Raw genomic sequence first — 12,040 nt, 5'->3', positions numbered from 1 at the left:
TTGGTTTGACGGCCATTTTCATTATATCGAGAGGAGTTTTTAATTCCATCTCCATTACCACTCTAAAAGTATATTTTCACACGTGCAGAGCACGTGGTTTTAAAAGAATTAATAAAAAAACTCGCTCAAAAAGGCGAGTTCAAAATAAATTTTATGAAATTAAATTTTTCACTACTTTCGAAATCGTAGCTCCATCAGCTTTACCAGCAAGTAAAGGTTTAGCAATCTTCATTGCTTCCCCCATATTTAAACCTGTTTTGACTCCTGCTTCAGTTAGTACAGCTGTAATTTCTTCTTCAGATAATTGTTTCGGTAAGAAACTTTTTAACAATGCTAATTTTACTTCTTCTTTTTCAATTAAATCTTCACGATTTGCTTGTTTTGCCCCATCTAACGATTGGTTCGTTTGCTTAATTTCACGATTAACAACCGCAACTTCCTCTTCTGTTGTTAAAGCTGATCCCTTTTCTTTTTCTGCTTTATCTAATGCCGATTTTAAAAGCGTTAAGACACCCTTTGCAATCACATTTTTTTCTTTCATTGCTACTTTTAATTGCTCGAACACTATTTCTTTTAACATGTAGTTCTTCCTTTCGTTATATATACTTTTCCATTCATTAGGAATGGTTGAATACTATTACTATACACCGAATCCCTTCATGATACCAAGGCTAAGAAAAATCGTTTCCATTTTTCTAAAATACCTTTTAAAATTCGCAAAACTCTACTTGATGCAACGATAAAGATATTTTCATTTATACGATATATTTCTACAAAAAATCGTTTTCATTCTGTATTACGATTGTTATCTTACATAACTGTGTTATATTCAGAAAATTTAGTATTGAAATAATCTTCCTAACTTATATAATAGTCTTACCATTAAAGAGTGACACCTAGAGAGGATTTGAATGAGTTATGAAAGAGTTTTTTAATAAGCTATTAACTGGAATGAGTTTAGGAATTGTTGTTTGTTTAATCCCCAACGCCCTTGTTGGTGAAATATTAAAACTTCTCATTCCCTATGCACCATTTCTAGAAACGATATTAAATGTTTCTATCATCGTCATGAGTCTATTACCAGTCATTATTGGCGTAATGATCGGTATACAATTTAAATTAACGCCTATTCAAACATGTTCTGTAGGATTAGCTGCATTCATTGGAAGTGGAGTTACTACAGTAGCGACAGATGGAACGATGACAATCGCAGGTATTGGTACGGTTATTAATATTGGTTTAACAGCAGCACTAGCCGTATTATTTGTGCAATGGTTAGGAACGAGATTAAAAGACTGGACATTGCTAGCAATGCCAGCGTTAACGATTTTTCTTCCTGGGATTATTGGATTATCAATCTTACCTTATGTAAAAAATAGTTCATTGATAATTGGTGAAGGGATTATGTATGTCACAAGCCTTCAACCAATCGTAATGGGGGCAATCATAGCCATGATATTCTCTGTGTTAATTTTATCACCCATTTCAACAATCGGAGTTGCTACAGTTATTATGCTTTCTGGTATTGGTGCTGGCGCAGCGAACCTTGGTGTATGTGCATCAGGTGTCGGAATGTGTATCGCAAGTTACCGTGCCAACAATTTTGGTACAGCCATTGCTCATATTGCTTCTGCTAAAATTCAAATGCGTAACTTCTTTATGAAACCAAAAATTGCCTTTCCAATGATTTTAACGGCAGGAATACTAGGAGGACTTGGAGGGCTATTCCAAGTAATCGGTACTCCATACAGTGCAGGTTTTGGACTAGCCGGATTTGTTGGACCTTTAAAATATTTAAGTTTAGTAGGTTGGAATACTGAAAGCATCTTCATTTCCATTACGTTATTTATTGCATTACCAATCGTGTTAAACTTAGTATTCTTAAAACTATTTGAATCAAAATTAAAATGGTTAAAGTATGAAGATTATAAAGTTACATACGAATAAGTATAAACACCATTTCTTATGAAGAAATGGTGTTTTTCTTTATTGTGCTTTCATAAAAGATTTTAATTTTTCCATTTGACTATTTGCTAAGTTATAGCCCATTTCATAACTTTGTCGCATTACCTTCACATCTTTCTCCATACTTTTCATCGGATATTCTGGTCTGAAAATAAAAGCTTTTCCCTCTTCTTCTAATCTTTCACATAATGCAAGGGTCTCATTGTATTTATCAATTCGCACTTGCATAAGTTCTACAAGTTTCGGATATTTCTTTTTTAATAGTTTCATAGCCCATTTACTTTGAGAGTCCAATTTTTTACGATATCCCTTTGGTCGTGTTAATACGAGAACATGGTTTTCAAACCCATCATCTATTGCTTTTTGAATCGGTATTGGATCTGCTAATCCACCATCAAAATATGGAATATCATTTATTTTAATTTCGGGAAACAAAATAGGGATTGCACACGTAGCTCTTAACATCATACATTTCCGATCCATTTCCAATGCATTCATATATTCTACTTCACCTGTCATTGCGTTTGTTACCCCAAACAATAAAGTGCCATCATATTTTTGATATGTATCCCAATCAAATGGATCTAATTGGTTTGGAATTAAATCATAGGCATAATCCAACCCAAATATGCTTTTTTCTTTAAAGAAGTTTCGAAAACCCATATAACGTTTATCATGACGGAAATTAATGAGCACTCGTAATGTACGTTCCTTTTGTTTAGAAATATAGGAACAAGCATTCATTGCACCAGCTGATATACCAATAATGTATGGCATCATTATCTGTTGATCTAAAAAAGCATCTAAAATACCGGCTGTATAAACGGTACGAAAAGTCCCTCCTTCTAATATTAAACTTGTATTATTTCGATATAATTCGTCCATCTTACCCCTCTTAACTTGTCATTTAGTTAAATCGTTTCATTCGATCAACAAGAACACTTTTTCTTGCATAACCGAATCGTTCATAAATTTGTTTTAATTGTTCATTATATCCTTGTTGCACATGATGATGAATCGTTGTGTAACGTAACATCGTAGCAGTTACTTTAAATCCAACATTTTTTGAAATTGTTTGAAAGATCCGTTCAATTGTTTTTACCGTAATTGGTTCATATTGCTTATTCCCAAGTCCTATCCATATGTAATCAATGTTTTTATAAAATGGGAAACAATTTTCAGTTTCTATTTTTAATAAGGATAACCAAGCCATTTGACTTTCTGATAATGGAAGTTTTCTATTTTTTGATCTCTGGATAATCGTAATATAATGATCATCCATATGACTCCATCTCATAGCTACAACTTCAAAGGGTTTTAAACCAAGTTCAAGTATAATATTCACAATGCAAAAGTTACGCAATGCGAGCCATTTGTATTCTGCTTCTTCACTATGTTTATACAAATGAAGCCAATAATTTAATACTTTTTCTAATTGATTAGTTGTTAATATTTTAAATGTACTTAAACTACTATTAACAGGCTTTAATAGTTCAACAGGATATGTATCAATGATATCCCGATCCTTTAAATACGATAAAAAGAATTTTAAAGATGATAGTTTTCGATTGATGCTTGCAACTGAATTATATGTTTTCAATAAATGCTCTTTATAAAATGATATAAACTTTTTTAAATCATTATCCAATGATACATCATTGTCGTTTATAAACTTTAAAAATTGCTCTGCATCGATACAATACTGCTTGATTGTATGGGGTGATTTCTTTAATGATTCTAAATAAGTTTTATAATAGTCGACTTGTTGGATCATTATTCCCCCTCCTTATTTACGTAAAGCGTGGATAATATGAATGTTACAGCTTAGTCATTGTGCGTGCGTATATAGTTTAAAGTATATAATAAGTGTCGGATAATATGCAAATACAAAAGTGACAAAACAAACAAGATATGATTAAAGCAAATTTGCCGTTAATTTATAGAGGGAAAATCTTTTTTTGTCAAAAATATATCCATTGTTAGAAGTTACTTTTTTATTAAATATTCTAAATTTAGTTCGATAAAAAGTGCTTGTTGTATATAATGGGGGTATCTAAGTTAGGAGGTTGTTTCCGATGCAAGTACGAACAACTCGATTGGAAGAAGAGGATGCGAAAATTATTTATCAAGAAACTGCTGGATTAGCGATTATTACAATTCATCGTCCCCAATTAAAAAACGCTTTAACGGCGAATATGTGGGAACAATTGGCAAAAATCGCCTTACAATCACTTGATAATCCGAAAAATAAAGTGTTATTGCTTCGTGGATCTGGAGAAAATTTTACAGCAGGATCAGATATTAAAGAATTTAACTCCATTTCTTTAGAAAAAGCAGAAGAGGCATTTGTTTTAATGGAAAAAACGATATCTACTATCGAACAATTACCCCTTCCTGTCATTGGTGTCATTAATGGTCCTGCAATGGGGGCAGGGTTGGAATTAGCATTAGCCTGTGATATTCGGATTGGTTCAGATAAGTCCCGTTTAGGTATTCCGGTCGGTAAATTAGGAATTACGATTAATAATAAATTTGCTAAACGTCTTGTCGATTTAGTAGGACCCTCGGCAACAAAGGATTTTGTTTTTACTGGTCGTATGTACAAAGCTGAGGAGGCCTATAGAGCAGGGTTACTAAACTATTTAGTACCCGAAAAGGATTTAAATAAATTTGCGATTCGTATGGGGAAATTAGTGGCAGGCATGTCACCAGCCTCCCTTCTTGCAATTAAACGGTCCGTACAAGAATGTATCGATTCAGTACCGGTATTATGGAATTCATCCACAACCTTTGTTGATCATAACGATTTTCCTGAAGGTGTCCGCGCATTTGTTGAAAAAAGGCAACCACGTTTTTCCCGTTATTAAAAAGAGAAAGGTCCGTTCCAAATCAATATGAAACACTGCCCATCCCTTATTTAATCCCTTTTATAAAAAGTCGAATATGGGACGGTTCAAATTCAAAATGGCGATTAAATTGCTCTGAAATCATACGCTGTATATTGGCCATTTCTTCCACTACACTATAGTTGATCGGTGATGATATATAAATGGAAAGATAAATAATCGGTTGTTTCTTCATAACAAATTGAACCGAATTCACTTTTGTAACAACTTTATTTTGACGAATAATATGTTGTATCAATTCTGAATAAACATTTCGGGAAATGGCGACTACTTGACGATGGAAATCTGGTTGAACAATTGTCGTTTCCCCTACTTTCACTTTATTTTTTGAAACAATATCAAATCCTTTCTGAACTAACCGTTTAAAAAAGTTTTGCCCTACTTGTTTATATGGGATAGGCATTACATGTTTCCCTTGGGTCACCCTTACAAACTTAGCCATTTGGATTTCCCTTTGGGACCTAATGTCTTCAATGCGGTAAAATACTTTAATAGGTGGTAAATGAAGACGTTCAGCAATCTTTTTGGTCATTTTATCTGAAGTTCCTATAATGAGAATCGATTGCACATGATGTTCACGAATTGCATCGACAACTTCCCTTTTATGTTCTTCATCCTGGAAAATAGCACGGCGAACAGCTGTAACCGTATTTTTCTCAAATTTCGCCGAAGTTCCAGCTTTTTTCTCCCCATTCATGATGAGGAGACCGTCATCGATAATCGCTTCTATTTGATGTTCATAAGCAAATTGAAGGGCACTTGTACTTTTCCCTGTGCCACTCGGACCACTTAATGAATAGACGATCATCTATCTCCCTCCAACCTATTTTTTACTAGTGTAATGGATGAACAAAAAATTAGCTATTCTTTAAAATCATGTATCCATTTCCACCGTTATATCCCTAAAGATTCTCTATAAAATATGTATTTTTTATCTTTTCTGATTTTATGGCGAATTATCAACCGTCCTATGTTAAAATGTGATTTATATTTGTTTGATTATAAGGAGTGTTACATCTTGAATATTATCCCCTCTAAGAAAATGTCATTATTTGAACCTGCCATTTTTGGTGATTTAAAAAATTACGCGAAACAACAAGAAGCAAAAGGAATGCATTTAATCGATTTAAGTTTAGGGAGCCCCGACATTCCCCCGCATGAAATGTTACGGAATCATATGTCTGAATTAAGCAAACGTTCTTCTTCCTACGGATATACGTTATCCGGTTCAAAGGAATTTTTAGAAGCAGTTGCCAATTATTATAAACGTGTTAATAAAGTAGATTTAGTGCCGGAAACAGAAATCGTACAAACAATTGGTTCACAAGAAGGCTTAGTCCATTTGCCAGTTGCATTTTGTGATCCTGAGGATATCGTATTAACAACAAATCCTGGTTACGTTGCCTATGCAGCCGGTATTAATTTAGCTGGTGCCAAGCCCTATTACATACCCCTTGATGAAAATAGAGGATTTCTACCAAATTTAAAGGCTATTCCAGATGACGTTGCCGAAAAGGCAAAATTATTGATTCTCAATATGCCAGGAAATCCTGTTCCAATGTCTCCTTCAATTGAATATTTCACTGAAGTAGTCGAATTTGCAAAAAAATATAATGTTATCGTTTTACACGATGCCGCTTACTCGGAATTTTACTTTACAGGTGATGCACCAATTAGCTTCTTAGCAACTCCTGGTGCAAAAGAAGTCGGTTTAGAGATTAACTCCTTATCAAAAAGCTTTAGTTTAGCTGGTGCCCGTGTAGCTTATATCGTCGGAAACGCAGAAATGATTTCGATTATAAAACAATTAAAATCCAATTTAGATTTCGGTATTTTCGACCCTATTCAATCAACAGCTGCCCTTGCCCTAGATCATGCAGAAGAAATTACAGCAACTTTACGTTCTACTTTTTCCGAACGCCATATTACTTTAATGAATGGATTAAAGGAATTAGGATGGGAAGTAGCTCCTTCTAACGGTGGAATGTTTGTATGGGCTAAATATCCTTATGAAATTGACAGTGTCTCCTTTGCTTTTAAAGCCATTGAACAAACGGGTGTATTAATGGTGCCAGGAACTACGTTTGGTTCCGAAGGTGAAGGATATATGCGTCTTGCATTAGTGCAAGAAAAAGAATTATTAGAAGAAGCTGTAAAACGATTAAAAAACTTATCAATTTAATCCACATAAAAAGTCCTTAAAGTACATTTTGTCACTTTAAGGACTTTCTTTATAGAAAAAAATGTCTCTTACAATAAGAGACATTTTTTGTTTAACTTTCATATTTGTTTTCTGGATCCTGTTCAAAACGGTTATATCGTCTTTTCAACAGACTAAATAAATGGCTTACTAACACTTTAAATAAGGCATAACCAGGTATACCTAAAATTACCCCTGCAACTCCAAATAAGGATCCTGCTGTTAATAGTACGAAGATAATTGTAATTGGATGAACGGAAAGGGATTTCCCCATAATATTAGGCGTAATAAATTTCCCTTCAACTAATTGGACAATCGTCCATACGATAATTAATTTCACTAACATAAATGGTGAGTTAACAATCGCAATGACAAGGGCTGGTGTAATGGCAATAGCAGGACCTAAATAAGGTACGACACTTGTAATCATCGCTAAAATACCTAATAAGAAGGCGTAATCTAATCCGATGATTAAAAATCCGATGGTCATCATCACACCGATACAAATGGAAACGAGTATTTGTCCTAATATATAAGAACTTACTTGCTTATCCATTTCTTTCATTACTTGTCCAACTTCATTTCGAGCTCGAGGTGGGAACAAACGTAAAATAAATTTCGGTAGCTTTTCACCTTCATAAAGTAAATAAAATAATATGAACGGAACTGTAACTAGTGATAATAAAATCCCTGTTAATGTTGATACAAATCCTGTTATCCCTGAAGCAAGTGTTGAAGCAACATTTGCAAAAGTATCTTTCATTGTAGAAACAAGATCATTTGTCACATTCATTAAAACAGCATCGTAATCGAAATTGAATCTTGTGAACAGTTCATCAAATTTCGAATTATTTAAATACGTCACAATATTTTCGATTAACGCCATAAAATAAATTGGAAATTCTTGAATTAAATTCATAAATTGATCTCGTAAAAATGGATATACGATAAGAGCTAGTAATGTCATGAGTGCTGCCACAATGACATACAGTATTAATATAACAAGGCCACGAGGAACTTTTCCTTTACCGCTTTTTTCTGCTAAACGTACAAAAGGTCTTAATAAATAATACCCAATAATCGCTAGCACACCCGGTAAGATAACAACTTCAAATAATACTTGAAGGGGGTAAAAAATAAACGAAACTTTATCAAATATAAATACGATACAACCAACTAATAGTAATGAAATAAGAAGGAATAATAGATTCTTTCCACCTAAAAAACGAATAAATCTTGATTGGAAGAAAGATGTTTTATTCCGTAATAAACGATCCTCATAACCTTTTTCTCTTTCCAAAAAACCACCCCGTCAACCTATGAAAATTTATAATTACTTTTATTTTATCATTTATAATATTTTTTGGAAGAATTTACTCCTATTCCAGCTTTAAAAAATCATGTAGCAATTGTTTATTTTCTTCCGTATCAATTTCTATCACATCGCCAGCATCGCTATAGGAATTATAGCTATAAGTTCCTTCTACTGGGATTGTCATCTTTTCTATTTCTAACCCTCCACCTGCAACAATAGATAGAACCGTTTTTAACTCCTCTCCCGTTGTTAAATCAGTTGTCACATAGCCTTTCGCAGCTCCTACTAATTTCGGTATGTTACCAACATTTTTCGGTGATAGAATTTCTTCTTTTAACGCTTCAATCACTTTTTGTTGGCGCTCTACACGTCCAAAATCCCCTTCCGCATCATGTCGGAACCGCGCATAGCCAAGTAGTTCTTTACCATTTAGCTTTTGGATACCTTTTGTTAAAGTTACCCCAATATGAGCAGACATGTCTTTTTCAACATCCATTTCAATTCCATCGGGAGCTAAAATATCAATCATTGCTTCGAAACTTTTAAAATCAATTAACGCATAATGGTGAATTGGTACATCAAACATAGAGTTTAATGTATCTTTTAATAGTTGGACACCACCTAAATAATAGGCCGTATTTAATTTATAAGATTTATAACCTGGTATATCTGCATAAATATCCCGCATAAAGGATACTAATTTTAAATCATTTGTATCCTTGTTCCAAGAAAGGACCATCATCGTATCGGAACGGGACTTTTCTTCCCCTCTACTGTCAACACCAACGATTAAATAATTTTCAATGTTTTCCATTGCCTCATCGGGTACAAATTCCTCTTCCGGTAGTTTCGTTTCGCCAGCCAACTTAAGGCCACTTCGATACTGGAAAATAGAGTATGCTGCTATAACGATTAATAGTAATAATATGAATGTAAAGAAAACTCGTCCCTTTCGTAGTTTTCTTTTTTTATATCGAGTTTGTCTTGTTTCATGTGTTTGTTGCTCATCCATCTTATTTACACTCCCCTTCAAAAACGCAATAAATAAACAGTATGTTCAAAAAAAGATTTGTTTTTACCATATTATACTATGACCAAAAAAAGAAATCTTAAATTTAACCATATTTATTAGTCAAAGCTAGTCGTTTGTGAGATTGATTGAATAATGTTAAAATTGTTTCATTCTATCTATCATGGTACAATACTATTTATTTTAAGCATTGGAGGCGTCATTTTATGGAAAAAGCAACATTTGCAGGTGGTTGTTTTTGGTGTATGGTGAAACCATTTGTAGAATGGGATGGCATACATAAAGTAACTTCTGGTTATATGGGTGGCACAGTAGAAAACCCTACATACGAACAAGTTAAGAAAGGTGATACGGGGCATTTAGAAGTTGTTCAAATTGAATTTGACCCTGTTGTTTTTCCATATGAAAAACTTCTTGAAATCTATTGGATGCAAATCGATCCAACAGATGACGGTGGACAGTTCCATGATCGAGGAGAGTCTTATAAAACAGCGATATTTTATCATTCAGAAGAACAGCAAAAATTGGCAGAAATTTCAAAACAACAATTAGCTGACAGCGGTCGCTTTAAAAAACCAATTGTAACGAAAATTTTAGAAGCTTCCACGTTTTATGAAGCGGAAGATTATCATCAAGATTATTATAAAAAAGAGCCTAATCATTATAAAGAAGACCGGGAAAAATCAGGTCGGGATGAATTTATTAATCAACATTGGAAATAGTAAAAAAACCGGCAAATTTAACATTTGTCGGTTTTTTGTTTAGTGAAATTCTTTAATTGCATTAATAAATATTGTGCCATAACGTTCCAGCTTGTTTTGACCTACTCCACTTACCTCTAAGAACGTTTGTTCATCGATTGGTTTCTTATCACACATATCTTTTAATGTTTTATCTGAGAATACGACAAATGGAGGAACCCCTTCTTGTTCTGCTATTTCTTTTCGAACAGCGCGCAAATGTTCAAACAACGGATCATCTCTTTTAATAACCGTTTGTTCAATTTTCACCCGACGCCAAACCTTTCTTTTGCCGAGCAATACTTCTTTCCCCTCATCGGATACATAAATAGTCGGATATTGACCCGGTTGAACTAACAACAATCTTTCAGAAATTAAAAACTCTATGAAATTTGAAATTTCCTTGGCATTCATATTTTTTAAAATACCAAAGGTAGACAATCCTTTAAAGTTTTCGATTTTTTTATTGCGGGAACCTGCTAAAACTTGAGCAGTAATTGTTTTCCCAAATTTTTGACCCATTCGAACGACACAAGAAAGGACCTTTTGTGCATCCTTCGTAACATCTGTTTTTGGACGTTCATCGGTACAATGGCTACATTGTCCACAATCTTTCGATTCCTTCTCTCCGAAATATTGCACAATGTAGGACTGTAAACAATTTTCAGTATGACAGTAATCCACCATACTTTGAAGTTTCTCAAGTTCTAATGGAATGCGTGACCGATCTTGGGATTGGTCAATTAAAAACCGTTGTGTTTGTTCATCTGACGAGCTATATAATAAAATACATTCACTTGGTAAACCATCGCGCCCCGCTCGCCCCGCTTCTTGATAATAACTTTCCATGTTTCGAGGCATTTGATAATGAATAACAAAACGAACATTCGTTTTATTAATCCCCATTCCAAAGGCATTCGTCGCAACCATTACTTGCACTTCATCTTGTAAAAACCGATTTTGCTCTACCGTTCTTTCCTTCTCTCCCATACCACCATGATATTTTGCGACCCGTATTCCTAACTTTAATAACGAATCATATACTGCTTCAACGGATTTTCTCGTAGCGGCATAAATAATTCCTACCTCGTTTGAATTATTTTTCACATATTGTTTGATGAAGCGTTCTCTATTTTCCCCTACGAGTACTTTAAATGATAAATTATCCCTTTCAAAACCAGTGATGAATGTATCATCCTGTTTTATGTTTAATAAAGAACAAATGTCCTGACTAACAGTAGGAGTAGCCGTTGCCGTTAAAGCAATGACTGTCGGTTTAACTTCCCATAGGTTTAAAAGGGATGCAATCGTTCGATAACTTGGACGAAAATCATGACCCCATTGGGAAATACAGTGGGCTTCATCTATCGCTATAAAAGGAACTGAAAGTCTAGCTAATTTTTGACGAAAAGATTCATTTTCTAAACGTTCTGGAGCAATATACAGCAGCTTGACGAGTCCCTTTTCTACGTCTTCCATCACTTGATCCATCTGACTAAACGTTAAAGAACTATTTATATAGGCTGCTTGTATGCCATTACTATGTAATAAATCGACCTGGTCTTTCATTAAAGAAATAAGTGGTGATATGACGATCGTCGTTCCTTCAAAACAAAGGGCAGGAACCTGATAACAAAGGGACTTACCCCCACCTGTTGGCATAACACATAATGTATCACGCTTATTTAAAACATTTTCGATTACTTGTTGTTGACCGATACGAAAGGAATCATATCCGAAATAATTTTTTAATACTTGAACTGCTTGCTGCAACATGTCATACCCCTCTTTTTACATCATAAAGAACAGTATACTATTGATAGATGGCGCTGACAAAAAACGAAAACGATATGTAAAATAAAAAAACTACTGTCCTAATAGGTT

Annotated in this window: 11 protein-coding genes; 4 read left to right on the top strand and 7 right to left on the bottom strand. The window is 34.0% G+C overall.

Going from position 1 to position 12,040, the window contains the following annotated elements; genetic code table 11:
* Positions 1-151 precede the first annotated feature (151 nt).
* Entirely contained in the window at positions 152-580 is a 429-nt protein-coding gene (locus EC501_RS07945) for a GatB/YqeY domain-containing protein (protein WP_122971767.1), read from the bottom strand.
* Between the two features lie 338 nt (positions 581-918).
* Here EC501_RS07945 and EC501_RS07940 point away from each other — a divergent pair, with 338 nt between their 5' ends.
* Complete coding sequence (locus tag EC501_RS07940) at positions 919-1,947, top strand: PTS sugar transporter subunit IIC (RefSeq protein ID WP_122971766.1); 1,029 nt, start codon at positions 919-921, stop codon at positions 1,945-1,947.
* 39 nt (positions 1,948-1,986) lie between these two features.
* Here the strand turns inward: EC501_RS07940 and EC501_RS07935 are convergent, their stop codons facing one another.
* Both EC501_RS07935 and EC501_RS07930 read right to left on the bottom strand, forming a co-directional pair.
* Complete coding sequence (locus EC501_RS07935; RefSeq protein WP_122971765.1) at positions 1,987-2,850, bottom strand: patatin-like phospholipase family protein; 864 nt, start codon at positions 2,848-2,850, stop codon at positions 1,987-1,989.
* Positions 2,851-2,872: 22 nt separating this feature from the next.
* Complete coding sequence (locus EC501_RS07930) at positions 2,873-3,739, bottom strand: tyrosine-type recombinase/integrase (protein ID WP_122971764.1); 867 nt, start codon at positions 3,737-3,739, stop codon at positions 2,873-2,875.
* Between the two features lie 301 nt (positions 3,740-4,040).
* Between EC501_RS07930 and EC501_RS07925 the strand changes: the two genes are divergently transcribed.
* Positions 4,041-4,832: an enoyl-CoA hydratase/isomerase family protein gene (locus EC501_RS07925; RefSeq protein ID WP_122971763.1), complete on the top strand. Its 792-nt coding sequence runs from the start codon at positions 4,041-4,043 to the stop codon at positions 4,830-4,832.
* 46 nt (positions 4,833-4,878) lie between these two features.
* Here EC501_RS07925 and EC501_RS07920 read toward each other — a convergent pair whose 3' ends face one another.
* Positions 4,879-5,679: a P-loop NTPase family protein gene (locus EC501_RS07920; protein WP_122971762.1), complete on the bottom strand. Its 801-nt coding sequence runs from the start codon at positions 5,677-5,679 to the stop codon at positions 4,879-4,881.
* Between the two features lie 210 nt (positions 5,680-5,889).
* Between EC501_RS07920 and EC501_RS07915 the strand changes: the two genes are divergently transcribed.
* Positions 5,890-7,053, top strand: a complete 1,164-nt coding sequence (locus tag EC501_RS07915) for an aminotransferase class I/II-fold pyridoxal phosphate-dependent enzyme (protein WP_122971761.1) — start codon at positions 5,890-5,892, stop codon at positions 7,051-7,053.
* A gap of 91 nt (positions 7,054-7,144) precedes the next feature.
* Here the strand turns inward: EC501_RS07915 and EC501_RS07910 are convergent, their stop codons facing one another.
* Positions 7,145-8,371 carry an AI-2E family transporter gene (locus EC501_RS07910; RefSeq protein WP_122971760.1) on the bottom strand — a complete coding sequence of 409 codons (1,227 nt, stop codon included), beginning with the start codon at positions 8,369-8,371 and terminating at the stop codon, positions 7,145-7,147.
* A 79-nt stretch (positions 8,372-8,450) separates the two neighbouring features.
* Complete coding sequence (locus tag EC501_RS07905; RefSeq protein ID WP_122971759.1) at positions 8,451-9,398, bottom strand: LCP family protein; 948 nt, start codon at positions 9,396-9,398, stop codon at positions 8,451-8,453.
* A 224-nt stretch (positions 9,399-9,622) separates the two neighbouring features.
* Between EC501_RS07905 and msrA the strand changes: the two genes are divergently transcribed.
* Positions 9,623-10,138, top strand: coding sequence for a peptide-methionine (S)-S-oxide reductase MsrA (gene msrA, locus EC501_RS07900; RefSeq protein WP_122971758.1), 516 nt, complete (start codon positions 9,623-9,625; stop codon positions 10,136-10,138).
* Between the two features lie 39 nt (positions 10,139-10,177).
* Here the strand turns inward: msrA and recQ are convergent, their stop codons facing one another.
* Complete coding sequence (gene recQ / locus EC501_RS07895) at positions 10,178-11,932, bottom strand: DNA helicase RecQ (RefSeq protein ID WP_122971757.1); 1,755 nt, start codon at positions 11,930-11,932, stop codon at positions 10,178-10,180.
* Positions 11,933-12,040: the final 108 nt, after the last annotated feature.

Source organism: Lysinibacillus halotolerans, assembly GCF_003711845.1.
Lineage (GTDB): Bacteria > Bacillota > Bacilli > Bacillales_A > Planococcaceae > Ureibacillus > Ureibacillus halotolerans.
This window is presented reverse-complemented; position numbering and strand designations above follow the sequence as displayed.

Coding starts and splice junctions, on each gene's coding strand:
- EC501_RS07945 (WP_122971767.1), bottom strand. CDS start 580: ATGTTAAAAGAAATAGTGTTCGAGCAATTAAAAGTAGCAATGAAAGAA.
- EC501_RS07940 (WP_122971766.1), top strand. CDS start 919: ATGAAAGAGTTTTTTAATAAGCTATTAACTGGAATGAGTTTAGGAATT.
- EC501_RS07935 (WP_122971765.1), bottom strand. CDS start 2,850: ATGGACGAATTATATCGAAATAATACAAGTTTAATATTAGAAGGAGGG.
- EC501_RS07930 (WP_122971764.1), bottom strand. CDS start 3,739: ATGATCCAACAAGTCGACTATTATAAAACTTATTTAGAATCATTAAAG.
- EC501_RS07925 (WP_122971763.1), top strand. CDS start 4,041: ATGCAAGTACGAACAACTCGATTGGAAGAAGAGGATGCGAAAATTATT.
- EC501_RS07920 (WP_122971762.1), bottom strand. CDS start 5,679: ATGATCGTCTATTCATTAAGTGGTCCGAGTGGCACAGGGAAAAGTACA.
- EC501_RS07905 (WP_122971759.1), bottom strand. CDS start 9,398: ATGGATGAGCAACAAACACATGAAACAAGACAAACTCGATATAAAAAA.
- msrA (WP_122971758.1), top strand. CDS start 9,623: ATGGAAAAAGCAACATTTGCAGGTGGTTGTTTTTGGTGTATGGTGAAA.
- recQ (WP_122971757.1), bottom strand. CDS start 11,932: ATGTTGCAGCAAGCAGTTCAAGTATTAAAAAATTATTTCGGATATGAT.